Origin of the sequence: Streptomyces sp. MNU89, assembly GCF_020982505.1 — a bacterium.
In the GTDB taxonomy this organism is placed as follows: Bacteria; Actinomycetota; Actinomycetes; order Streptomycetales; family Streptomycetaceae; genus Streptomyces; species Streptomyces xinghaiensis.
In genome coordinates this window covers 6,967,890-6,991,540 of record NZ_JAJKLL010000001.1, presented here as the reverse complement: position 1 = coordinate 6,991,540, position 23,651 = coordinate 6,967,890, and the positions used below count along the sequence as shown (strand labels likewise).

Sequence of the window (23,651 nt, the reverse complement as noted above, 5' to 3'; positions counted from 1 at the left end):
CCGGTCGTGGCGCGGCCGCCGCGCCACGGCGCCGTGCCGCCGCCGGTGGCTCCCGGTCTCCACTGTGTCTCCGGTGCGGAGGGGCGGCAATCCGGCGTACGGCCGGATGCCCGTGGCGCACCCGCCGCGCTCCCGCCGCCGGCGCGTCCCGGCGCGGTGTACGGCCGTGCGCGTGGCCGTACGGTCCGTGGCCCCGGGCGTATCCGCTCCCTGTCGTCCCTGATCAGCGGGGTGGGTCCGGCTGCGGTCGCCGGTGTGGCCCGACCGGCCGAGACTGGAGGGAGGCATCCGGCGGAAGGAGCAGAGATGACGACCCAGCAGCGCGCGCTCTACACCACGGCGGTCGAGTCGCGGCCGGGGGTGACGGAGGTCCGTGTGAGCGGGGACGGGGGCCGGACGCTGCCCGTGGTGAACCCCACGGCGCCCGGTGGGCTCGACGAACGGTCCGGCTGGAGCCCCGAACAGCTGTACGCGGCGGCCGTGGCGACGTGCATGCACCAGGCTCTCGAACTGGCGGCCGGGGTCCGCGGCTCGGACGCGGCCGGCAGCAGCGTCACCGCCGAGGTGTCCCTGGAGCACGACGGCGCCCTGCGCTACTCCCTGGCCGCGGACGTCACCATCGAGCTGCCCGGGCTGGAAGGGGACGCCCGGTCGACCCTGATCGACGAGGCGATCCGCTTCTGCCCGCTGGCGGCGAACGTCCGGGTCAGCGGCGACTGAGCGGCACCGGCCGGTCCGGGAGACCACCGGCCGTACCCGCCTCCGGGCGGGCCGTCCGGCGTCCGTGTTCGGCTGTTCGGCTGTTCGGTGTGGTTCTCCGGGGTCCGTGCGGAGGAGCCCGCGTCCGCCTGCTGGTAGGCAGAGGTGATCCCCCCATAGCTGCAGGACCGGACGCCATCTCGCGGGAGCGCCGCCCGCCGGGGTGCGGAGGACGAGAACATGAGCTCCCTGCCACCGAACGCCGGACCCCTGCCGCCGGGTGTCGGCGTGGCCCACGGGCCGGGGCCGCTGGGCCGCCTGGGCGCCTGGGCCGCCGGCCACACCAAGCTCGTCCTCCTAACCTGGCTGGTGGCCGTGGCCGCCCTGGGCGTCTTCGCCCCACAGGTCAATTCGGCCCTGTCGGGCGCGGGCTGGCAGGCGAACGGCTCGGAGTCGGTCCGGGTCCGCGAGCTCGCCCGGGAGCACTTCGGCGGCAACGCCTCGTCCGCCCTGCAGGTGGTGGTCTCCGCGGACCGGCAGGTGACGGACCCCTCGGTACGGCGGGTCATCGCCGAGGTCGTCCGGGAACTGGAGGCCGACGACCGCGTCTCCGAGGTGATCCGGCCGCGCCCCGGGGCCACCGTCGGCCCCGACGGGCGCACCGCCATCGTGCTCGGCGGCGCCGCCGCGGACACCAACGACATGGTGCGGGCCGCCGACGACCTCAAGGACCCCTGGAGGACCTGTCGCGGAACGGCATCACCGTGCACGCCACCGGTTACTCGGTGCTGTGGAGCGACTTCAACGAGGCCAATCACGACGCGATGATCCGCGCGGAGGTGCTGTCCTGGCCGGTGACGCTCGCCGTCATGGTGCTGGCCTTCGGCTCACTCGTCGCCGCCGGGCTGCCGCTGCTGCTGACCCTGGCCGGGTTGGTCGCCTCGGCCGGCTGCCTGGTCCTGCTCAACGAGCTGACGCCGATCTCCGTCTGGGCGATGAACTTCGCGATGATGTTCGCCCTCGCGCTCGGCATCGACTACGCCCTGTTCCTGGTGATGCGCTTCCGCGGCGCCCTGAGCCGGGCGGACACGCCCGTCCGGGCGGTCACCGAGACCATGGACACCGCGGGCAAGGCCGTGCTGCTCTCCGGGATCACCGTCGTGATCAGCCTGTCCGCCGTGATGCTGGTGCCCGCCCCGGCCTTCCGGTCCATGGCCGGGGGGATCATGCTCGCGGTGCTCTTCGTGCTCGCCGCCACCCTGACCCTGCTCCCGGCCGTGCTGGGCGGGCTCGGCCACCGGGTGAACGCCGTGGCGCTGCCCTGGGTGAAGGCGGGCGAGCACCGTTCGCCCGTGTTCGCCGCCTGGGGCAAGCGCCTGTGGCGCCGTCCGCTGCTCTACGGCGCGGCGTCGCTGGCCGTCCTGGTGGCGCTGGCCGTCCCGGTGTTCGGGCTGCGCACCGCGATGCCGTCGATCACCGTGGTGGACGAGGACGCCTCGGCGCGGGCCGGTTACGCGGCCGTGAGCGAGGCGTTCGGTCCCGGTGCGCCGGGCACCCTCCAGGTGATCACTCCGAGCGTCCGGGCGGGAGACACCGCCGCCCTGCTGGAGCGGGCTCCCGGCCTCGCGGCCGTCATGCCCGCGCAGCCGGCCCCGGACGGCTCCGGCCTGTCGATGATCCAGGCCGTGCCGGAGGCGGGCCCCTCGGATCCGGCCCTGGGCGGGACGCTCGACGAACTGCGCGCCACCCTGCCCGAGGAGGCGCTGGTGGGCGGCGCCGCGGCGGAGAACCTCGACCTGCAGAAGCTGCTGAGCGACAAGGCCCCGCTGGTCATCGGCGTCGTCCTGGTCCTCGGTTTCGCTCTGCTCCTGCTGGCCCTGCAGGCGCCGCTGATCTCGGCGCTGGGCACCCTGGCCAGTCTGCTGTCGACCGGTGCCGCGTTCGGCGCCGCCCGGCTGATCTTCCAGGAGGGCTGGGGCGCCGGTCTGCTCGGCTTCACCTCGCAGGGCTTCCTGGACGCCTGGGCCCCGGTGTTCTTCTTCGCCATGATCTTCGCGATCGCCATGGACTACACCGTCTTCCTGCTGTCCTCCGCCAAGGAGCACTTCGAGCGGAGCGGCGACTCGCGCGACGCGATGGTCGGCTCGCTGGCGCACTCGGGCCGGGTGATCTTCGCGGCGGCCGGGGTGATGGTCGCCGTCTTCTTCACCTTCGCCCTCGCGAAGCCGCTGCCGCCCAAGGAGATGGGCATCGTCCTCGGCATCGCCGTCCTGCTGGACGCCTTGCTGGTACGGCTGGTGCTGCTGCCGGTGCTGCTGCGGCTGACCGGCCGGGCCGCCTGGTGGTCCCCCGCCTGGCTGCGCCGGATCCTGCCCGACGTCCGCTTCGCCCACGACTGATCCGGCCCCGGCGCCCCGGTGTCCGTCCCCGGCGGGCGCGGTTGCGCGGCACCACCGGAGGGCACCGCCGGAGCCGGCGGTGCCCTCCGGTTCGGCTCCGGTTCGGCTCAGGGCCCGGCCGTTCGGGACGCCGGCCGTTCCGGGCGCTCTCAGGCGGCGGCCCGTCCCGGTTTGAGCAGCACCTTGGTCCAGCCGTCCTCCCGCCGGTCGAAGCGCCGGTAGGCGTCCGGGGCGTCCTCCAGCGGCAGGCGGTGCGAGACGACGAAACCGGGCTCGGCCCGTCCGGCGATGATGAGGTCGCGCAGCTGCCGGTTGTACGCCTTGACGTTGGCCTGGCCGGTGGCCATCCGCAGGCCCTTCTCGAAGAACTTCCCGATGCGGAAGAGGAGTTCGCCCTTCTGGGCGTGCTCGCTCGGGCCGCCCGGGTCCTGCGGGACGTACAGGCCCACGACCCCCACCATCCCGGTCGGCCGGACCGCCTCGACCAGGGCGTTGAGGACGATGGCGGGCTGTTCCTCCCCCTCGCGCGCGGTCGCCTGATAGCCCACGGCGTCGATGCCCTTGTCGGTGCCCTCTCCCCCGGTCTGCTCCTTGATCTGCTCGGCCGCGTCGCCTTGGCTGAAGTCGACGGGGACCGCGCCGATCCGCTCGGCGAGGCGGAGCCGGTCCGGCTGCCGGTCGACGACGAAGACGCGGGAGGCGCCGCGGAGTTGCGCGGAGTACGCCGCCATCAGGCCCACCGGTCCGGCGCCGAAGACGCAGACGGTCTCGCCCGGCGAGACCCGGGCCAGCTCGGTGGCGTGGTAGCCGGTGGGGAAGATGTCGGCGAGCAGCGCGAAGTCGTCCTCGTGCTCGTCGCCGGGCGGCAGTTTCAGGCAGTTGAAGTCGGCGAAGGGGACCCGCAGGTATTCGGCCTGCCCGCCGCGGTAGGGGCCCATCGACACATAGCCGTACGCGCCGCCCGCGAAGCCCTTGTTGACGGTGAGGCAGAAGCCGGTGTTGCCGGCCAGGCAGTTCTTGCAGAAGCCGCAGGCCACGTTGAAGGGCAGAACGACCCGGTCGCCCTCGCGGATCCCGGCGACTCCGGGCCCGGTCTCCTGCACGACGCCCATGTTCTCGTGGCCGAAGACGATACCGGACTCGGCTCCGGTGCGGCCCTCGTACATGTGGAGGTCGGAGCCGCAGATCGCCGAGGTGGTCACCTTGATGACCACGTCGGTGGGGTCCTCGATCCGGGCGTCCTCGACGTCCTCCACCGCCACGTTGTACGGCTCCTGGTACACGACGGCTCTCACAGGGTTCCTCCTCCTCGGGCGGCGCCGGGGCACTCCCACGCCCCGTCGGCCCGGGATCGCCGCTCCCCGCGCCGCAATTCCGCCGGAGTTCCCCGTTGCGGCCCGTTCACACCCCCCGTACCGGGTTGTCCCGTTCCCGCGGGCCCTCCGGGGGCCGGCCCCGGCGGGCGACGACGAGGCGGCAGCGGGGGCTGCCGTCCGGCCGCCGGCCGAGCTCCTCCAGGGGCACCGTGCCCACCGCGAACCCGGCCGCGGTCAGCTCCCCGCGCGCGTCGGCGAGGCCGAGGGTCCGGTAGTACATGACGAAGCGGGGCCGCCAGAGCGCGTTGCGGACGCGCATCGCGGCGTCGAAGCCCCACAGGGCCCAGTAGGGCCGCGAACCGACCGGGGGCGGGGCCGGCAGCGGGAAGGCGAACACCCCGCCCGGCCGCAGCGCCGCGTGCACGTGGGCGAAGAGGGCGGGCCGCTCCTCCGGAAGGAAGTGCCCCAGGGCGCCGAAGCTGACGGCCAGGTCGAAGGCCCCGGTGAAGGGCAGCCGCCGGACGTCGGCCCGCACCCGGTCCACGGCCGGGCCGCCGGGCGCGGCGGGAACGGCGGAGCCGGCCACGGCGAGCATGCCCGCGCTGAAGTCGACGCCGACCACCCGCTCCCGGCACACCCGGCGCAGCACGCCCAGACCGGCTCCGGTGCCGCAGCAGAGGTCCAGTCCGGCCCCGAAGGGCCCCAGCGGCCGGAGCGCGGTGGTGACGGCGTCGAGTACGCGGTCGGGGGTGCGGTACGGCGTCCGGTCGAATTTGGGTGCGAGCAGGTCGTAGCCGTGCTCGACGGAGGAGAGGGCCTGGACGGCGAGTTCGCGGAGGGTCGGGCCCCGGTCGGAGAACATGACGGCCACCGTAACGAACGGCCCGTCACGGCCCCGGCCGTTCGGGCGGGCCCCGGCCCGTTCCCCGTCACCGCCGCGCACGCCCCGGTGACGGCCGCGTCACCTGATTGTTATAGCGGCCAACAAATTCTCCCGTCCCAGGGGTGGCGCCACCCCCGGCGGGGCCCATAAGTTCCCGCTCACAACATTCAGTCGGGTGGTTCCCCACCAACACCCGCGAACCGGTCGAGAGCGCGCTTCTCATCCCGTAAGCCTCCCGTAGAACCGTGCGGACGGTCGTCCCGTCGCACCCCCAGAAAGGACCCTGCTCATGCGCAAGGGACTCCTCCTCACCGTCGCCTCGGCGACCCTGCTCGCGTCCACTCTCACCGCCTGCGGCGACGAACCCTCGTCGGACGGGGCCGCCGGTTCGGACGGCAAGAAGCCGAAGATCGGCGTGATCCTCCCGGACAGCAAGTCCTCCGACCGCTGGGAGACCGCCGACCGGAAGTACCTGGCCGCGGCCTTCAAGAAGGCGGGGGTGGACTACGACATCCAGAACGCGCAGGGCGACAAGCAGACCTTCCAGACCATCGCGGACCAGATGATCACCAGCGGGGTCGGCGTCCTGGTCATCGTCAACCTGGACAGCGGCACCGGCAAGGCCGTCCTGGACAAGGCCAAGTCGCAGGGTGTCGCCACCATCGACTACGACCGGCTCACCCTCGGTGGCTCCGCCCAGTACTACGTCAGCTTCGACAACGTGGAAGTCGGCCGGCTGCAGGGCGAGGGCCTCGCGAAGTGCCTGGCCGAGAAGAAGGCCGAGAAGCCGATGGTCGCGGAGCTCAACGGCTCCCCCACCGACAACAACGCCAAGCTGTTCGCCGAGGGCTACGACGGCGTCCTCGACCCGAAGTACGCGTCGGGCGAGTACGTCAAGGGCCCCAACCAGTCCGTCCCGGACTGGGACAACGCGCAGGCCGGCACCATCTTCGAGCAGATGCTCACCAAGGAGCCGGGGATCGACGGGGTCCTGGCCGCCAACGACGGCCTGGGCAACGCGGCCATCGCCATCCTGCGCAAGCAGAACCGCAACGGCAAGGTCCCGGTGACCGGCCAGGACGCCACCGTCCAGGGCCTGCAGAACATCCTCGCCGGTGACCAGTGCATGACGGTCTACAAGGCCATCAAGAAGGAGGCGGACGCCACCGCCGAGCTCGCGATCTCCCTGGCCAAGGGCGAGAAGGCCGAGACCAACGCGACCGTCCACGACCCCGAGGGCAAGCGTGACGTTCCGGCGGTGCTGGAGACACCGGTGGCCATCTTCAAGGACAACGTCAAGGACGTCGTGGACGACGGCTACGTGACCAAGGCGGAGCTCTGCACCCAGAAGTACGCCGACCTCTGCGCCGAGGCCGGCGTCAAGTAACCCGGTCCGTCCGTCCCGCCGCGGGTCCCGGCCCGGCGCACCGCGCGCCGCGTGCCGGGCCCGCGGCGCCCGACCCCAAGGAGCCATCCCCCCATGACCGCCACCCCGATCCTGGAACTGCGCGGGATCGACAAGAGCTTCGGCCCGGTGCAGGTCCTGCACGACGTGAACTTCACCGCCCACCCGGGGGAGGTGACCGCGCTCGTCGGCGACAACGGAGCCGGCAAGTCCACCCTGGTCAAGTGCATCGGCGGCATCCACTCCTTCGACTCCGGCGAGTACCTCTTCGAGGGCCGGCCGGTACAGATGCACAGCCCGCGGGACGCCGCCGCCCTGGGCGTCGAGATCGTCTACCAGGACCTGGCGCTCTGCGACAACCTCGACATCGTCCAGAACATGTTCCTGGGCCGGGAGAAGCGCAGCGGGCTCATCCTGGACGAGGCCACGATGGAGGAGATGGCCGCCGAGACCCTCGCCGGGCTCTCCGTACGGACCGTCAAGTCGGTGCGCCAGCGCGTCGCCAGCCTCTCCGGCGGCCAGCGGCAGACCGTGGCCATCGCCAAGGCCGTGCTGTGGAACAGCAAGGTCGTCATCCTCGACGAGCCGACCGCCGCGCTGGGCGTCGCCCAGACCGCGCAGGTCCTGGAGCTGGTCCGGCGGCTGGCCGACAACGGCCTCACCGTCGTCCTCATCTCGCACAACCTCAACGACGTCTTCGCGGTCTCCGACCGGATCGCGGCCCTCTACCTGGGCCGGATGGCCGCCCAGGTCAGAACCACCGACGTCACCCACGCGCAGGTCGTGGAACTGATCACCGCCGGACGCAGCGGGGATCTGGGCCTCGCCACCACCAACGGAGCCACCGCATGACCACCGCCGTCCACCAGGACCCGCCGCAGCGCCGGCCGCAGCCCGCCAAGCAGCCGCCGGCCCCCGCGGCGCCCGGCCTGCGCACCACCGCCCGCGACTACGTCAACCGGCTGCGCGGTGGCGAACTGGGCGCCTTCCCCGCCGTACTCGGCCTGGTCGTGCTCTGCCTGGTCTTCGCGATCCTGCGGCCGGTCTTCCTCTCCAACCTCAACTTCGCCAACCTCCTCACCCAGGGCGCCGGCAGCATCGCCATCGCCATGGGCCTGGTCTTCGTCCTCCTCCTCGGCGAGATCGATCTGTCGGCCGGGTTCGCCAGCGGTGTCTGCGCCGCCGTGCTCGCCATCCTCCTCACCGACATGGGCTGGCCCTGGTACGGGGCCGTCCTCGCGGCCGTGCTCACCGGGGTCCTGATCGGCCTGGTGCTGGGACTGCTGGTGGCGAGGATCGGCATACCCTCCTTCGTGGTCACGCTGGCCGCCTTCCTCGCCTTCCAGGGCATCGTGCTGATGCTGCTGAAGGAGGGCACCAACGTCTCGATCCACGACAAGACGATCCTCGCCATCGCCAACGACAATCTCTCCCCCGCGCTGGGATGGGCCCTGCTGGCCGCCGGCGTCGGGGCGTTCGCCGTCATCCAGTTGCGGCAGGCCGCCCACCGCCGCCGCCGCGGGCTCACCTTCGCCCCGCCCTCGCTGCTCGCGGTCCGGATCGGCTCCCTCGCCGTCCTCGGCGGGATCGCCGTCCACCTGCTCAACCAGGAGCGCAGCCGCAACGTCCTGGTCGACTCGCTCAAGGGCGTGCCGATCGTGGTGCCGCTCATCGCGGTGCTCGTCGTCATCGGCACGTTCGTGCTCCGGCGGACCTCCTACGGCCTGCACATCTACGCGGTGGGGGGCAACGCCGAGGCCGCCCGCCGGGCCGGGATCAACGTCTCCGCGATCCGGATCTCCGCCTTCGTCATCTGCTCGACCCTGGCGGCGGTCGGCGGCATCATCGCCGCCTCCCGCGGCAACTCGGTGGACCCCAACACCGGCGGCAGCAACGTCCTGCTGCTGGCGGTCGGCGCGGCCGTCATCGGCGGCACGAGCCTCTTCGGCGGCCGCGGCCGGGTGGTGGACGCGGTGCTCGGCGGCATGGTGGTCGCCGTCATCCAGAACGGCATGGGTCTGATGGGGTACAGCTCGGGCGTCAAGTACGCTGTGACCGGCTCCGTCCTGCTCATCGCCGCCGGTGTGGACGCGGTGTCCCGCCGACGAGCCGTTCAACGATGAAGTCGGAGCACGCATGAAAGCCGGTCCCTCGCAGGAGGAGGTCCGCCGGCAGAACCTCAGCAGTCTGCTCCGCCACATCCACCTCGGGGGGCCCGCCTCCCGGGCGGCTCTGGCCGAGCGCATGGGGCTCAACCGCAGCACCATTCTGGCCCTGGTCAGCGAGCTGACCGCGGCCGGTCTGGTCCGTGAGGAACTCCCCCGCGACACCGGCCGGGCGGGCCGGCCCTCCCTGGTCGTCCGGCCCGAGACCGCCCGGGTGTACGTGCTGGCCTTCGATGTGGGCGTCGACTACCTCGCGGCCGCCCGCATCGGGCTGGGCGGTTCCTTCCTCGACCGCCGGGAGACCACCTATCCGAAGATCGGCATGCACCCGGGGGAAGCGGCCGGCCTCCTCGCCGGCCACGCGAAGCAGATGATGGCCGCCGCGCCCCCGGACGCCGTGTGCGTCGGCGCGGGCGCGGCCGTGCGCGGCATGGTCCGCCACCCCGACGGCCTCGTCCGTTCCGCCCCCAACATCGGGTGGACGGACGAGGACTTCGGCGGGGACCTCACGGGCCGGCTCGGCCTGGGCCTGCCGGTACTGCTGGACAACGAGTCCAACCTCGGCGCGCTGGCCGAACACCTCCGCGGCGCCGGGACGGGCCTCGACGATCTCATCTACCTCCACGGCGACATCGGCATCGGCGGCGGCGTGATCACCGGCGGCCGGCTGCTGCGCGGGAGCAGCGGCTACGGCGGCGAGGTCGGCCACATGATCGTCAATCCCCGGCACGGCAGGCGCTGCGGCTGCGGCGCCCGGGGCTGCCTGGAGGCCGAGGCCGGACAGAACGCCCTCCTCGACGCGGCCGGCCACGTCCCCGCCACCACCGGCCGCCAGGCGGTGCGCACCATCATCGAGGCCGCCGACCGCGGCGACGTCACCGCCCGGTCCGCCCTCCACACCGTGGGCGACTGGCTCGCCATCGGCATCGCCAACCTCGTCAACCTCTACAACCCGGCCGCGGTCATCTTCGGCGGCACCCTGCCCGACATCTACCTCGGCGCCGCGGCCCACATCCGCAGCAGCATCAACACCCACACCCTCGCCGCCGCCCGGGAGAACGTCCGCTTCCGCGTCTGCCGGCTCGGCAACGACACCGTCCTGGTGGGCGCCGCGGAACTGGCCTTCAGCCAGCTCTTCGACGACCCGCTCAACCACCGGGCGCCGTAGCGGACGGAGCGCCCGTCCGGTTCACGTGCGGGAGGTACGGGACGTGCGGGCGGGGCCGCCGGCCCAGCGGTGCCACCAGTGGTGGCGGCGCGGGTGCACGGCACGGCCCAGCCGGCGCCCGATGACCAGGTAACCGAGCAGCGCCCCGGCCGTGTTGAGGATGACGTCGTCGATGTCGAAGGCCCGGCCCCGGACCAGCGAACCCTGCACCAGCTCCACCAGCACCATCACCAGCGCCGTGACCACCGCGACGCGGAGCAGCCCCCGCGCCTTGGGCAGCAGCACCGGCAGCAGGATGCCGAAGGGGACCCCGAGCAGGATGTTCCCGCCGATCTGCTTGACGGTGTCCTGGAAAGCGGGCTGTTCCAGGTAGTTGCGGATGGAGTCGCCGGGCCGCAGGTTGCTGTGGATCAGGTCCTCGGAGGCCGCGGAGGGCTCCAGGGTCAGCCACGCCAGGACGACGGCGAACGCGACCATGGCGCCGAGGGCCACCAGGACCGCCACCGCCCGGACGAGGCCCGAGGGCCCGGCATGCCGCTCGTCCGGCGGCGGGGCCGCGCCGGCCCCGCCGCCGTCCTTCCGGTCCCTCGCAGCCTTGCGGAACATCACGCGGGCCACCGCGCCACCCCCAGGGTCGTCTCCATCCGTTGGCATCGGCTACCCGGGGTGGGGGAGCACATGCGGGACGCGCCGATAACCGGTGGAACGGTGACCGGGGTGCGGTGACCGTTCTCCTGCCTGTGGCTCGCATTCTGCGGACCGTCTCCCGGGGGAGCGCCGACAGGCCGCCCGGCGACGGCAGTTGGAACAGGATGCTGGAGACCCGCCGTCACCAGCGCGGGTCCCGGCACGTCGGCGGAGAGCCGTCCCGGCCGTTCTGACGGCCCGTCCGCCCCTCACCACGTCACGGGCAGGGCCTCGGGCCCGCGGATGAGCGCGCCGCGCTGCCAGCGGAGCTCCGTCACCGGGACGGCGAAGCGCAGCCGCGGAAAGCGGTCCAGGAAGGCCGAGACGAGGAGTTCGGTCTCCATCCGGGCGAGCAGGGCCCCTACGCAGTAGTGCGGTCCGTGGCCGAAGGCCACATGCGGATTCGGTCTGCGGGTGAGGTCGATCCGGCCGGGTTCCGGGAAGACGTCCGGGTCGCGGTTGGCGGCCACGTAGGAGACGTGGACGGGTTCCCCGGCGCGGATCCGGACCCCGCCGACGGTCACGTCCTCCAGCGCGATACGGGAGAGTCCCACCGCGTTGCGGTGCGGGATGTAGCGCAGCAGTTCGTCGATGGCCGAGGGGCGCAGGGCGGGTTCGCTCCGCAGACGGGCCAGGTGGCCGGGGTGGGTGAGGAGGATGTAGAGCATGTTGCCGCAGTTCTTGGTGACCGCCTCGCCGCCGATCTGGAGGAGCACCGCGAAACCGGCCGCCGCGGCCTCCGGGACCTCGCCCGCCGCCACCGCTCCGCCCAGCAGTCCGGTCACGTCCTCGCCGTCCCCGGCGGACCGCTCCCGCATCAGCCCGGTGAAGTAGCCGTGCATCTCCTGCTTGGCCCGCTCGCTGCTCTCCCCGTCCTCGGAGGCGAGGATGAGCGCCGTCCACCGGTGCACGTCGTCGCGGTCGGCGGCGGGCACACCCATCAGCTCGCAGATGACGGCGAGCGGGAACGGAGCCAGCAGCCGCTCCGTGAAGTCGGCGGGCGGGCCGTCCCGCAGCACGTCCGCGACGAGCCCGTCGAGCGTCTCCCGCGCCCGGTCCCGCAGCCGCTCCACACCCCGGGCGGTGAAGGCTGGGGCGACGGCACGGCGGATCCGGGTGTGGTCGGGCGGGTCCTGGAAGGCCACGGAGTCCTTCAGGGGGATGAAGTGCGGGGCCAGCCGGGTGATGTCCCGTCCCACGACCGCCTTCCGGCTGAAGCGGGGGTCGTTCGTCACCATCCGGACGTCCTCGTGGCGGGTGACCAGCCAGGCCCAGCCCTCGCCGTGCGGCAGCCGGATCCGGGTGACGGGGCCCTCCCGCATCAGTTCGGCCATGACGGGATCGAAGTCGACGCCGAAGTGGTCGAGCGCGGGCCAGAACCGGACGGGCGGCAGGGGCCCGTCGGGGGCGGATGTCCCGGTGGCTGCCCCGGCAGCCGTCTCGGCGGTCACCGGGCGGCCCCGCCCACGAGAAGGCGGCCGTGTTCCGGGCCGCCGTCCGCGGAGGTCCAGCGGCCGAGGGACATCTCGGCGGTGATGCCCGGCCCGAATCCGGCGAGCAGGCCGCGCGCGGAGTCGGGGAGGCCGCCCTCGTCGAAGAGCCGCCGCAGGGCGTCCAGAACGACGGCGCTGGCGATGTTGCCGTACTCGGTGAGCGTGGCCCGGCTGAAGCGGAAGGCGTCGGCGGGCACGTCGAGGAACTTGCCGAGGTCGTCCAGGATGCGCGGGCCGCCGGCGTGGACGATGTAGAAGTCGAGGGCGGAGGCGTCCCATCCGTGGTCCGCGGCCAGGTCGCGGAGTGCGGGGGCGAGGGGCTCCATGGTGCCGGGCACCCGCTTGTCGAGCTTGAAGTGGAAGCCGGTGGCGCGGACGTCGTAGGCGATCCAGTCCTCGGTGCCGGGGATGAGGTGGGAGCCGTTGCGTTCCAGGCTGATGCCGGTGCCGCCGCGGCCGCGGACGACGGCGGCCGCGACGCCGTCCCCGAACAGTCCGTTGGAGAGCAGATTGCCGATTCCGAGATCGTCCGGCTGGTAGCAGAGCGAGCAGAATTCACAGGCGACGATGAGGGCGTTGGCCCGGGGGTGCGCGGCGCAGAAGTCGTGGGCGAGGTTGACCGCCGCGCCGCCGGCCGCGCAGCCGAGCTGGGCGATGGGGAACTGGCGGGTGTCCTCGCGGAAGCCCATGGTGTTGATCAGCCAGGCCGTCAGCGACGGCATGGTGAAGCCGGTGCAGGAGACGAAGACGATCGCGTCGATGTCGGTGACGCGCACCTCCCCGGAGCGCAGCGCCTCCTGGATGACGTCCGGCACCCGCGCCTTGGCCTCGGCCTCGTAGACCGCGTTGCGCGCCTCGAAGCCGGGGTGCCGCAGGGTCTCCTCGATCGGCCGCACCAGATGACGCCGGCGCACCCCGGTGTTCTCGATCAGGCGGAGGGCGAGTCCGAGTCCGGGGTGGTCCGCGTGTCGCGACCGCGCCAGATCCAGGGTCTGTTCCAGCGTGATCACGTGCTCGGGCACGGACACCGCGGGTCTGCACAGCGTAGCCATGGTGGGGGCTCTTCTCTCCGGCTCGTGTTCAACACCTGTGCCGACTGTCCTTCCTCCCTCCAGTCCTTTTTCAACATAAATATGCCGGAAGGGTGGTATGGGATCGGTTCCGGCCGTCCCCGGTGACGCCGTACGGCGCAAGGCCGGCGGCCGGAGTGCGGCGCTCCGGCCGGGGCCGCCCCGGCGCGGGGAGTCACCGCACGCGCCGGGGTGCCGGTCACCTCACGTCGACATAGTCATCGGCGGAGTAGACCCAGGAGGTGCTCTCCGTACCGTTGTAGGCGAGCCACCACGAGCCGTCCGCGTCGGGGAGGACCGTGGTGAGCACCCAGCCGTTGGCGCCGGTCTCCAGGTCCTTGACGTACCGGTAGAGAGGGCTGGCCGGGGAGGCGAAGACGACCCGGACCGGATGCCCGGCGGAGCCGGTGTAGCCGCCGTTCCCCCAGTCCGCGAAACGCAGCGCGCCGAGGATGGCGAGCGGGCGGCCCGCCGCGACCGGCTCGGGGGCGGCGTCCATCGTGAGCCGGGACTTCCGTTTGATCCGCACGCTCGCGAAGCCGCTCCGGGTGACGAGCCCTTCCCCGGTGGCGGGATTCCAGTCGTTGGGGACCGCCAGCGCCCACAGCCGCCAGGTGCCGGCCCAGCTGTTGTCGATACGCGCGCTGCCGGTGTCCACGGTGACGGTGAAGCGGCAGGTCGAAGTGGTGGAGCTCACCGGCGCACAGACGGGCCGGGAGACCGGATCGGCCTGCAGCCGGTGCCCGTTGGGGCCGAGGAGGTTCACCTCGGCATGGTCCGCGCTGATCCCGGAGTCGTCCCGCGCGGTGAAGGACACCTCGAAGCTCGTCCGGGAGTCCGGGCCCAGAACGACATCGCGGCCGGAGTTGACGCTCCCGCCCGTGATCACGGCGGGGCTCGACAGGTCGGCCCGGGCGGCCGGCGCGCCCAGCACCGACAGGGCCATGGCGCCGGTCACGGCGGCGGCGATCCGTCTTCGCATGACAATCCCCCTCACTGGCCGGCGCCCGGTGTCCCGGTTCCCGGGGTGGGGCCGGTGCAGCACACCTTAGGGACACCACGGAGCGGCGGGTCGGATACGGGAGAGGCTTGGTACACGTTCATGACCGCACCGGGACCGCGCCGCGGCATACCGCGCCGCCCCGGGGAGTGGATAGGCCGGCCGACGGCTCGTCAACGAGGCTCTCCCCAGAGCGTCACACGGATGAGCATCACGCGAGCGTGACATCCCATGGCGTCAGATCCGGTACGGTGTCCCGCATCACAGCGCCGGTCCATCGGCGACACCGCATGCTGCGAGCTCGCACATCCGACCTGGCCAACTGAAGCCGGTCATTCCTGTCGACACACTGTGACCTCTGGGTATGTGAGTGCGCTCCACCGAAGGTGAGGCTTCTTTGCGAACTGCTGCAATCTGCTATATTGCACATAGGACCATCAGTATGCGGAGGTGGCCATCGTGAGCACACCAAGCGCCGCCGTTCAGCGTCTGAGACTGCGGACGGAACTCCGCAAGGCCCGATCCCGGGCCGGTCTGACCCAGCGCCAGGTGGCCGCCACGATGGAGTGGAGCCCCTCCAAGCTGATCAGGATCGAGGCCGGCGAAGTCGCCATCACGGTCAACGACCTCAAGGCGCTGCTGGCGGAGTACGCCATCACCGACCGCCGCAAGACCGAGGAACTGCTGCAACTGGCCCGCGGCAGCCGGAAGATGCCCTTCAGCGAGTACCGCGACGTCTTCGGCAGGGAGTTCCTGTCGTTCCTGGCCCTGGAGTCCTCCGCCTCGATCATCCGGGGATTTCACTTCTTCGTGATCCCCGGCCTCTTCCAGACGGAGGAGTACATCCGGGCCCTGTCCAAGGAGACCTCCCGGGGCATGTCCCAGGAGCGGCTCGACCGGCTCGTCGAGGCCCGCCTCGCCCGCCAGGAACTCCTGGAGGGGGACGAGGGCCCGCAGATTTTCATGGTCCTCGACGAATCGGTGATCCGCCGTCAGATCGGCGGGCCAGGGGTGATGCGCAACCAGCTGGAGCGCCTGGCCGACCTCGCCTCCCGCCCCCGGATCACCATCCAGATCCTCCCGTTCAGCGTCGGCGCCCACCAGGGTCTCCTGGGCCCGTACACGCTGTTCGAGTTCTCCGAGGACGGCATGCCCGACTCCGTCTATCTGGAGAACGCGCGCGGTGAGTCCTACGCGAGCAACGACCCGGAAATCACCGGAAAGTACCTGGAGGGCTTCTGGGCGTTGGAGGACCAGGCACTCAAGGAAGACATGAGCACCGTCCTGCGGCAGGTGGCGGCGCACTCCGGCGAGGTGAGCGAGGACCTCGTGGTCCGGACCGCGGACGGGGAGCAGCAGGCGGCGGGATGAACGGCATCGACGGACGACCGAGAGACGCAATACGACAGGTGTGACGGCCGAACCCCCGGGCCCGGAGACGGGTCACCGGCCGTACCGAGTCGACCTCGACGAGGCAAGGCGCTGCCCGCGGCCACGAGGCGGCCGCGGTTCCTGACGATTGATCACTGAGGTGACTGATGGACAGGCCGGGGATCTTCACCGGCGGCAGGAGCCGCCGGTACCGGGTACGGGGGCAGGTGCGCGGGCATGGGAGCACGTGACAAGCGCTCCGGTGTCGACACCTGGGTCCACATCTGCAACGAGATCATTCATCACGTACTGCCGTTCCGGGCGCGCACGGTGCACCTCCTGTGGGTGGTCACCATTCCGCCGATGGTGCTGGGCGGGTTCCTCGCCGTCGTCGTCCTGGTGCTGATCCCGAACCCCTACGGCTGGTTCGGTGTCGCCGGATGCGGGGCCGGCGTCGTGCTGACGGCCCGGCTGCGGACCTGGCTCAGACCGCCGCTCGGGGGCGGCTGGACCGCTACCGGAAGGAGCGCGGCCCCCGGTGCCGGCGAGGCGGCGGCGTCCGGCGAAGTGCCGGGAGAAGAGGAGGCGCCCACCAGCCCGCCGCCACCGTGACGGCAACCGCCGCCGCGGTGCCGGCCACGGCTCCGGCGGGCCGGGCCACGGCCCAGCCCGCGCCGAAGGCGAGGGCCCCGGCCAGGAGGACGTAGGCGCACCACCACATTCCGGCCACGGAGCGAGGCGAACGCGGAAGCGTCGAGCGAGTCATCGGCCGTCCCCCCTTGAGCCCGGCCTCCATCCTCCTCCCACCGGTCCTTGTGGCGGGAGACCGGATTCCGCCACCTGCGAGGACGGGGAATCGCGGCCACGATGCCGCACCCCTGCGCTCCTCGGCGGCCTTTTCTTATGACCATGGCGTAAAAGGCCATATCCGCCCCACCATGTGCCATTGATATTCTTGAATGGTTCGGCTTTTCTCCGCATGTGATCGATGTCTTCCGCGCGGTAAGCGACGGGAGTTGGGCCCCTCGCCGCCGGATCACGTGCTGCCGCGAGACGCCCGGCCGGGCCGTCCGCGCACCGGGCAGAGGAGGCGTGAGTGGTCGAGCCGTGGACGTGGCGCAAGAGCAGCTCCAGTGTGGGAGCCGACGACGACTGCGTCGAAGTCGCCTGGACCGGGGAGCGGGTCATGGTCCGGGACTCCAAGCGCCTTCGGGGCCCCGGTCTATGCTTCTCCCCCGCCGGATGGCAGGCGTTCCTCGGGCACACAGCGGCGGCCCCGGCTCCCCGACCCCGGCCGAGAGCACGCCCGGCCTCCCCTGACCGTTACGGCCGGCGCGCCTTTCCTCCGCGCCCGGCAGCGAGGCCGCGTGGTCCGGGACCCAGGTCTGGGTGTCCCGGGGCGGGCGCTCGTAACCGGTGGCCGGCGGGCGGGGCGGCAGGGTCAGCTCGGGCCGCGGCACCTCCTCGTACGGAACGGTCGAGAGGAGATGGGCGATCATGTTGATGCGGGCCCGGCGCTTGTCGTCCGCGTCGACGACGTACCAGGGGGAATCGGGAAGGTCGGTGTGGGCGAACATCTCGTCCTTGGCCCGTGAGTAGGCCTCCCAGCGGATACGGGACTCCAGGTCCACCGGCGAGAGCTTCCAGCGCCGCGTCGGGTCCGACATCCTGGACCGGAAGCGCCGCTCCTGCTCCTCGTCGCCGACCGAGAACCAGTACTTGCGCAGCAGGATGCCGTCCTCGATGAGCAGCCGCTCGAAGACCGGGCACTGCCCGAGGAAGCGCGCGTGCTCCTCCCCCGTGCAGAAGCCCATCACGCGCTCCACGCCGGCCCGGTTGTACCAGCTCCGGTCGAAGAGGGCGATCTCTCCGGCGGTGGGCAACTGCTCGGCATAACGCTGGAAGTACCACTGGCCGCGCTCGCGTTCGGTGGGCGCGGGCAGCGCGACGACCCGGGCCATTCGGGGGTTCAGATACTCGGTGACGCGCTTGATGGCGCCGCCCTTGCCGGCCGCGTCACGCCCCTCGAAGACCACGACGAGCCGTACGCCGCGTACGCGCACCCACTCCTGCATGACGACCAACTGCTCCTGCATGCGCAGCAGTTCGCGCTCATAGACCGGGCGGGGCAGCCGGGCGGGCCGGCTGCCGGGCGTGGTCTCGGGCGTGGTCTCGGCCGGGCGCCGGTCACGGGACTTGTCGGGCATGTGCGTTCCTCCGGGGGCGAGGCGGGGCGGTGTGGTGCGGGTCGGTCGCCGTGAGCGGCTGCCGTGTCCGGAACGGCCCGGGGCGGTTCCCGGGCCGTTCCGGACACGAGGAGGGCGGCCCGGGGACACTCTGCCGGGCCGCCCTCACACCCCCTTTCTACCCCCTCTTACCCCCTGGTAGGTACCGGCCCCCAAGGCCGTGGGACCATGCTGCCGACTCGCGGCGGCCCGGCACAGTGCCGAACGGGGAAGCGCATCGGGACCAATGGGCCCTGTTGCGCTCGGACTTGCCGGTGCGCGGTGGCGGGGCCGCCGGTCCGCGCGGTGGCGGGGCACGGAGGTGCGCCCGTGCTTCCGGTGCATCCGCCGGGTGCCGTTCCGGCGACTGGGTGTCCCCGCCGGGGCATACGGCCGTCAGGTCCGGAACAACTCCGCCCCCGGGAGGCTCACCGTGGTCGCACCCAGCGAGACCCAGCCCGCTCCCCGGCCCCGCCCGGCCCTCGCCGCCGTTTCCCGTGGTGGGCCAAGGCTGCCGCCGCCCTCGCCGCGCTCGCGCTGCTGTTCACCCTCGTCGCCCGGGCGGACATCGTCCCGGGCCTGGACGACCTCTTCGGGGAGGAGACGCACGACCGGTCCGGTCCGGCCCTGCTGGAGTCCATCCAGGACATGAGCCGCTACGAGGGCGCCTCCGGGAACTTCCAGGTCGTCGTCGACCTGGAGAAGGACACCAAGTACCTGCCGGACTCCATCCGGGGGACCAGGACGCTCTATGTCGGTACCGGCAGCGTGAGTTCGTACGTGGACCTCGGAGAACTGGACGAGCGCAGCGTCGTCGTCAACGAGGACCGAACGGCGGCCACCCTCCGGCTGCCCCACGCACGGCTGGGGAAGCCCGCCCTGGACGCCGACCGTTCGTACGCGGTGTCGAAGCAGCGCGGGCTGCTGAACCGGCTCGGTGACCTCTTCTCCGACAACCCCAACGACGAGCGCGCCGTGAACCGGCTCGCCGTCCGGCACATCGCCGAGGCCGCCGAGGAGAGCGAACTGGCCGAGCGGGCCGAGAAGAACACCGGCGCGATGCTCCGCGGCCTGCTGACCTCGCTCGGCTTCGAGAAGGTCACCATCCGGTACGGCGAGGAACGCTGACTCCGGGCCGGGAGAGCCCGTTCCCCGGCCCCGCTCCCCGGCCCGGCCCACCGCTCGCCCACCGGCCCCGGGATGTGACGTGCGGAAGGCCGGCGACCCGGTCCCCCGGGTCGCCGGCCTTCCGCCGTTCCGTCCTCCGCCCGCCCGCCCGGCACGCGGGTCAGTGCCCCGCCGGGTGCTCTTGCGGTAGCCGAAGGGGCCCGGCAGATCATGGCTCGTGGTGGTGCGCCCGCTCGTGCTGTACGTCCGCTTCGGGCCCTTCCCCGAACCGAACGTGACCGACATGGAACGGCGGTTGAGATTCAGCCGCACTCCGGGCAGGATGCGGAAGCTCTTGCGGAAGGTGACAGGCACGGTTCCCTCTCCTCACTGCCCTCCGGCGAGGGCTCGACGGTCCGGTTCCCTTCCTCTTGTGCCCCGGGAACGCCGGAGGGTGCCTGCCCGTCATCGCCGTCCGGTCAGCGGAGTTCAGCCGGCGGCCAGCAGCCGGGCGATGACGCGGCCGAAGAGGAGGCGGCCGGCCAGGGCCGTCGGGCGGTCGAGGAGCCGCGGCAGTCCGGTGACGCTCAGATCCTCGCTCCAGATCACCTCGGACCCGGTGCCGTGGGCACGGACCTCGATCCCGGCCCAGCCGGTCACCACCCGGCCGCGCTTCTCCATCCGGCAGCGGCCCGGCCGGCCGGCCCCGGGGGGCTCCCAGAGGACGACCTCCATGGGGTCCGCGAACGCGGCCCGCCCGACTCCGGTACGGGCGGTGAAGACGGTGCCGGGGCGGGTCGGCGCGGGCGGGGGCGGGCGACCGTGATCCGCGTCAGCGGTACGTGGTCCGCGTGCCGTTCCCAGTCGGTGACGCGCCGCTTCGCCGGCGGGCAGCGGCGTACGGCGCGTGATGCGGAAGAGGGCCACCGGACGACTATAGGCACCGGTGACGCCCGGCCCGCCGCTCCGGCCCCGCCTCCCGCGCGTCCCGGCCTCCCGCATGTCCCGCCCTTCCGCCGGACGTGCCCGCGGAAGGGCGGGAGCGGGAGCTCCCGGGGCGGCGCGGTCAGGGGACCGGGCCGCGGTGCGGCCGGGTGCCGGTGACGACGGTGGCGTCCAGGTCCTCGGAGTGGTCGACGCGGGGGATCAGCCCGGCGGCGGCGAAGACCCCGGCGGTGTCCGGCGCCTGGTGCCCGCCGGTCTCGATCAGCAGGCGTCCGCCGGGGGCCAGCCAGCGGGCGGCCCCGGCGGCCACGCGCCGCTGGATCTCCAGCCCGTCGGCGCCTCCGTCGAGCGCGATGAGCGGTTCGTGGTCGCGGGCCTCCGGCGGCAGCAGCGCGATGGCCCCGGTGGGCACGTAGGGCGCGTTGGCGACGAGGATGTCCACCCGGCCGCGGAGCCGGGCGGGCAGCGGCTCGTAGAGGTCGCCCTCGTGGACCCGGCCGCCGGCGGGGGCGAGGTTGCGGCGGGCACACCGCACCGCGGCCGGGTCGATGTCGACGGCGTGGAGCTCCACCCGCCCCAGCGCCTCCGCCAGGGCCGCGCCGACGGCGCCCGAGCCGCAGCACAGATCGGCGACGACGGGCGCCGGGCGCCCGGGGCCGGCCGGCGGGCCGCAGGCCGCGGCGCGGTGGACGAGGAACGCGGTCCGGGGGCGGGGGACGAAGACCCCGGGGTCCACGGTGACGCGCAGACCGCAGAACTCGGCCCAGCCGAGGACGTGTTCCAGGGGGAGCCCACCGGCGCGCCGGTCCACCAGGGCCGTGAGCCGGTCCGGGGTGGGCGCCGCGGAGATGAGCAGGCGCGCCTCGTCCTCGGCGAAGACACAGCCGGCGGCGCGCAGCCTGGCCACGACGGCGGCGGCGGCCGCGGAACGCCACGGAGCGCCGGAGGGCGGGAAAGAATCGGAAGAAGGCGAAGAAGGGGACGACGAGGGGAAAACCGGCATGGGAACCTTCCGGAAGCCGAAGGGCGCCCTCCCGGTCACCTATCCCGGACGGACCGTACGTCCACGAGAGGAGAGCACCCGGCCTGCGACAGCGGTAATGGGTCTCACCTCCTCGGTCGTGCACTGCTCGGATCCGCCACACTACCGCAGCCACGACCGCAACGTCCGTGGACTCCAAGGGGGTTCGGCTGCCCTCCCGGCCGGTCCGCCCGGCTTCCGGCCCGGTGTGCCCCGGTTGTACGAGGGTGCGTGGGGGCCGGCCGGAACGCTCCCGGGCGCGCGGTGCGCGCCGTCGGCGCGGCGCGGGCCGCTCCCGGGCCAGCATGGCGGGACGCATCGGGGGAAGGTAGGGCAGTGGCCGGAGCACAGCTGCGACCGGCCGGGGCGAGCGGTGCCGTATCGTCTCGTATGACCGGCTTCTCTTGGCAGTCGCGTGAGGATCCGGCGACAGTGCGAACAGCTGGGAGGACCCCCATGAACCAGGTTGTCGGCGCCGGGGTCGGCGTGGAACGTGATGTGTTCATGCGGACGCTGCTGCGGGAGCTGGCCACGTCCCTGGAGTCCGTGGTCGGGCTGCAGGAGGCGTCCGGTTACATCAGCCTGGTCGGGCAGTCGGTCGGTCTGCAGCTCAACGACACCTACACGCGGGCCCTGTCGCTGGACAAGCTCAGCCGCGAGCAGGTCGCCGACGTCATGGTCGACTTCAAGCAGCGCATCGGCGGCGACTTCCACCTCATCGAGCAGGACGAGGAGAAGATCGTCCTGGGGAGCCGCAGCTGCCCCTTCGGGGAGCAGGTGAAGGGCCGTGAGTCGATGTGCATGCTCACGTCCAACATGTTCGGCACGGTGGCGGCCCGCAACCTCGGCTATGCCCGTGTGGACCTGGAGGAGACGATCGCCCGAGGCGCCACCGGCTGCCGCGTCGTCGTGCATCTCGTGCCGCAGCCGGACGACTCCGGGGAGAGCTCGTCCCTGGGCCGGGAGTACTTCGACGACTCCGGCCTGGTCGGCCGTGTCCCCCCGCCGGGTCCGGTGACTGGATGAGCCTGGATCTCTTCCGGGCCATCACCAAGCTGCTGCCGCACCCCGTTCTGCTGGCCACGGCCGGCGGGCGGATCCTTGCGGTCAACACGGCCGCGACACGCTTGGTCCCGGAACTCCGGGCGGGTGCCGACCTGTTCGCCCTCGCCGACGAGAACACCAACGGTCTGCGGGGCCATCTCGGGCACTGGCTGCGCAGCGGGGACCCCCTGCCGGGTTCCCTGAAGATCAAGGACTCCCGCGGGGAACTCATCCCGTTCCGCTGCCACGGCGCCCGCGCGACGTGGTGGACCGGCCCGGAGCCCGCGATCCAGCTCCATCTGACGCGTCTCGACCACGCCGACCAGTTCGTGGCGCTGAGCCAGCAGGTGCGGGCGCTCAACAAGGAGATGGCCTTCCGGCGGGCCGCCGAGGCCGAGCGGGAGCATCTGCTCGTCGCCGAGCAGACGGGGCGCATCCGGCTGAACCGCCTGTACCGGCTCACCGCGGCTCTGGCGGCCGCGGCGACCCCGGCCGCCGTCGTCGACGCCGTGCACGACACCGCGCCCGCCGCGCTCGGCGCCCGGTCGGTCGGCCTGGCCCTGCACTCCGAGCGGCTCGTGCCGTCCCTCGGTCCCGCGGACAGCCTCCGCGCGGCGGCCGGCGACAGCTGGACCGACCTCGACCACGGCCATGCCCCCACCCTGCCGGAGCAGGGCCCCGGACCGGACGCCACCACGGGCCGCGCGGACGGGGTGGCCGGGGCGGACGCGGGCGGACGGGAGGCCGCCCCCGGCTCCCCCACCCGCGTACTCCGGCTGCCCCTGGAGGCGGACGGGCTGTCGCTGGGGGAACTCAGCATCGACCACGACGGCGGCCCCCCGCCGGACGAGGCCCACGTCACGGCCATCGCCCAGCAGATCGCGCAGGCCCTGCGGCGGGCCGGCCTCTACGAGCACGAGCACCGCCTCGCGGAGCGGCTGCAGCGCAGCCTGCTGCCCGTCCTGCCGGTCATCGACGGCCTCGACGTGGCCGGCCGCTACGCCCCCGGCAGCGATCTCGTCGACGTGGGCGGCGACTGGTACGACGTCCATGTGCTCGACGGCGACCACATCGGGCTCACCATCGGGGACGTCGCCGGCCACGGCCTGTCGGAGGCGACCGCCATGGGGCAGATCAGCGCCGCGCTCCGCGGCATCGTGCTGCGCCACGGGCGGCGGCCCGGCGCCGTCCTGGCCGAGCTGGACCACTTCCTGCGCGCCTACCATCCCGGCCGGATGGCCACCGCCTGCTATCTCGTGCTGCACCGGCCGTCGGGGACGCTGCACTACGCCCGCGCGGGCCATCTGCCGCCGCTGCTCATCCACGCCGACGGCAGCAGCAGCTTCCTGGACCGGGCGCTGGCGCCGCCGCTGGGCATGGTCAACGACGTGGCCTACACGGAGAGCGAGGCGCGGATCGCCGCCGGGGAGACGCTGCTGCTCTTCACCGACGGCCTCGTCGAGCGCCGCGGCGAGATCCTCGACGCCGGGCTGGAGCGGCTGACCGGACTCGCCCGCCGCACGGCCGGGCTGTCCGCCGACGAACTGTGCGAGGTCTTCCTCCACCACCAGCCCAGCGCCGACAAGCCCGACGACTGCGCGCTGCTGGCGCTGCGCGCGACCCGGCCGGGGGCCTGAGACGACGGGCGGCGGA

At 72.7% G+C, this 23,651-nt stretch carries 20 protein-coding genes and 3 pseudogenes; 13 read left to right on the top strand and 10 right to left on the bottom strand.

Annotation, left to right across the window (positions count from 1 at the left end):
- Positions 1 to 306 precede the first annotated feature (306 nt).
- The 3 genes from E4N63_RS30075 (at position 307) to E4N63_RS30065 (ending at position 3,098) form a co-directional block, all read left to right on the top strand.
- Positions 307 to 720, top strand: coding sequence for an OsmC family protein (locus E4N63_RS30075; RefSeq protein ID WP_185831151.1), 414 nt, complete (start codon positions 307 to 309; stop codon positions 718 to 720).
- A 219-nt stretch (positions 721 to 939) separates the two neighbouring features.
- Positions 940 to 1,527, top strand: coding sequence for a hypothetical protein (locus tag E4N63_RS30070; RefSeq protein ID WP_230242235.1), 588 nt, complete (start codon positions 940 to 942; stop codon positions 1,525 to 1,527).
- Entirely contained in the window at positions 1,464 to 3,098 is a 1,635-nt protein-coding gene (locus E4N63_RS30065; protein WP_230242233.1) for an MMPL family transporter, read from the top strand. The genes E4N63_RS30070 and E4N63_RS30065 overlap by 64 nt, the downstream gene beginning before the upstream one ends.
- A 149-nt stretch (positions 3,099 to 3,247) precedes the next feature.
- On the opposite strand, the gene E4N63_RS30060 is transcribed toward E4N63_RS30065, so the two are convergent.
- Entirely contained in the window at positions 3,248 to 4,393 is a 1,146-nt protein-coding gene (locus tag E4N63_RS30060) for a glutathione-independent formaldehyde dehydrogenase (RefSeq protein WP_125623213.1), read from the bottom strand.
- Positions 4,394 to 4,499: 106 nt separating this feature from the next.
- Positions 4,500 to 5,276 carry a class I SAM-dependent methyltransferase gene (locus tag E4N63_RS30055; RefSeq protein WP_125623214.1) on the bottom strand — a complete coding sequence of 259 codons (777 nt, stop codon included), beginning with the start codon at positions 5,274 to 5,276 and terminating at the stop codon, positions 4,500 to 4,502.
- 310 nt (positions 5,277 to 5,586) lie between these two features.
- Between E4N63_RS30055 and E4N63_RS30050 the strand changes: the two genes are divergently transcribed.
- The 4 genes from E4N63_RS30050 to E4N63_RS30035 all read left to right on the top strand — a co-directional run bounded on the left by E4N63_RS30050 (position 5,587) and on the right by E4N63_RS30035 (position 10,035).
- A complete protein-coding gene (locus tag E4N63_RS30050; RefSeq protein ID WP_125623215.1) occupies positions 5,587 to 6,684 on the top strand; it encodes a sugar ABC transporter substrate-binding protein in 1,098 nt (365 codons plus the stop codon).
- 93 nt (positions 6,685 to 6,777) lie between these two features.
- Positions 6,778 to 7,554, top strand: a complete 777-nt coding sequence (locus E4N63_RS30045) for an ATP-binding cassette domain-containing protein (RefSeq protein WP_019707916.1) — start codon at positions 6,778 to 6,780, stop codon at positions 7,552 to 7,554.
- A complete protein-coding gene (locus E4N63_RS30040; protein WP_125623216.1) occupies positions 7,551 to 8,825 on the top strand; it encodes a sugar ABC transporter permease in 1,275 nt (424 codons plus the stop codon). Before E4N63_RS30045 ends, E4N63_RS30040 begins: the two co-directional genes overlap by 4 nt.
- 13 nt (positions 8,826 to 8,838) lie before the next feature.
- A complete protein-coding gene (locus E4N63_RS30035) occupies positions 8,839 to 10,035 on the top strand; it encodes an ROK family transcriptional regulator (protein ID WP_125623217.1) in 1,197 nt (398 codons plus the stop codon).
- A 21-nt stretch (positions 10,036 to 10,056) separates the two neighbouring features.
- On the opposite strand, the gene E4N63_RS30030 is transcribed toward E4N63_RS30035, so the two are convergent.
- The 4 genes from E4N63_RS30030 to E4N63_RS30015 form a co-directional block, all read right to left on the bottom strand.
- Positions 10,057 to 10,641: a VanZ family protein gene (locus tag E4N63_RS30030; RefSeq protein ID WP_185831152.1), complete on the bottom strand. Its 585-nt coding sequence runs from the start codon at positions 10,639 to 10,641 to the stop codon at positions 10,057 to 10,059.
- A gap of 290 nt (positions 10,642 to 10,931) precedes the next feature.
- Complete coding sequence (locus E4N63_RS30025; protein WP_230242230.1) at positions 10,932 to 12,173, bottom strand: cytochrome P450; 1,242 nt, start codon at positions 12,171 to 12,173, stop codon at positions 10,932 to 10,934.
- Complete coding sequence (locus E4N63_RS30020) at positions 12,170 to 13,267, bottom strand: type III polyketide synthase (protein WP_125623218.1); 1,098 nt, start codon at positions 13,265 to 13,267, stop codon at positions 12,170 to 12,172. The genes E4N63_RS30025 and E4N63_RS30020 overlap by 4 nt, the downstream gene beginning before the upstream one ends.
- Before the next feature lie 217 nt (positions 13,268 to 13,484).
- Complete coding sequence (locus E4N63_RS30015; RefSeq protein ID WP_125623219.1) at positions 13,485 to 14,267, bottom strand: hypothetical protein; 783 nt, start codon at positions 14,265 to 14,267, stop codon at positions 13,485 to 13,487.
- A 477-nt stretch (positions 14,268 to 14,744) separates the two neighbouring features.
- Here E4N63_RS30015 and E4N63_RS30010 point away from each other — a divergent pair, with 477 nt between their 5' ends.
- The 3 genes and pseudogenes from E4N63_RS30010 to E4N63_RS31325 form a co-directional block, all read left to right on the top strand.
- Entirely contained in the window at positions 14,745 to 15,656 is a 912-nt protein-coding gene (locus E4N63_RS30010; protein ID WP_125623220.1) for a helix-turn-helix transcriptional regulator, read from the top strand.
- 237 nt (positions 15,657 to 15,893) lie between these two features.
- Positions 15,894 to 16,268, top strand: a complete 375-nt coding sequence (locus tag E4N63_RS30005; protein ID WP_125623221.1) for a hypothetical protein — start codon at positions 15,894 to 15,896, stop codon at positions 16,266 to 16,268.
- A 484-nt stretch (positions 16,269 to 16,752) separates the two neighbouring features.
- A pseudogene (locus E4N63_RS31325) lies at positions 16,753 to 16,860 on the top strand (DUF397 domain-containing protein); the annotation flags it as partial.
- A gap of 151 nt (positions 16,861 to 17,011) precedes the next feature.
- On the opposite strand, the pseudogene ppk2 reads toward E4N63_RS31325, so the two are convergent.
- Positions 17,012 to 17,863: pseudogene (ppk2, locus tag E4N63_RS29995) on the bottom strand (polyphosphate kinase 2); the annotation flags it as partial.
- 555 nt (positions 17,864 to 18,418) lie between these two features.
- On the opposite strand from ppk2, the gene E4N63_RS29990 reads away from it, so the two are divergent.
- Positions 18,419 to 19,009 (top strand): DUF4230 domain-containing protein, encoded by a 591-nt coding sequence (locus tag E4N63_RS29990; protein ID WP_230242712.1) that lies wholly within the window; start codon positions 18,419 to 18,421, stop codon positions 19,007 to 19,009.
- Positions 19,010 to 19,177: 168 nt separating this feature from the next.
- On the opposite strand, the pseudogene E4N63_RS29985 reads toward E4N63_RS29990, so the two are convergent.
- The 3 genes and pseudogenes from E4N63_RS29985 to E4N63_RS29975 form a co-directional block, all read right to left on the bottom strand.
- Positions 19,178 to 19,363 (bottom strand): annotated as a pseudogene (locus tag E4N63_RS29985) (DUF4236 domain-containing protein); the annotation flags it as partial.
- Positions 19,364 to 19,477: 114 nt separating this feature from the next.
- Positions 19,478 to 19,915: an SRPBCC family protein gene (locus E4N63_RS29980; protein WP_374112853.1), complete on the bottom strand. Its 438-nt coding sequence runs from the start codon at positions 19,913 to 19,915 to the stop codon at positions 19,478 to 19,480.
- 139 nt (positions 19,916 to 20,054) lie between these two features.
- On the bottom strand, positions 20,055 to 20,936 hold the full coding sequence (locus E4N63_RS29975) for a putative protein N(5)-glutamine methyltransferase (RefSeq protein ID WP_125623227.1): 882 nt from the start codon (positions 20,934 to 20,936) through the stop codon (positions 20,055 to 20,057).
- Positions 20,937 to 21,410: 474 nt separating this feature from the next.
- Here E4N63_RS29975 and E4N63_RS29970 point away from each other — a divergent pair, with 474 nt between their 5' ends.
- A complete protein-coding gene (locus E4N63_RS29970) occupies positions 21,411 to 21,980 on the top strand; it encodes a methanogen output domain 1-containing protein (RefSeq protein WP_125623228.1) in 570 nt (189 codons plus the stop codon).
- A complete protein-coding gene (locus E4N63_RS29965; protein ID WP_230242228.1) occupies positions 21,977 to 23,635 on the top strand; it encodes a SpoIIE family protein phosphatase in 1,659 nt (552 codons plus the stop codon). The genes E4N63_RS29970 and E4N63_RS29965 overlap by 4 nt, the downstream gene beginning before the upstream one ends.
- The last annotated feature ends 16 nt before the right edge of the window (positions 23,636 to 23,651 follow it).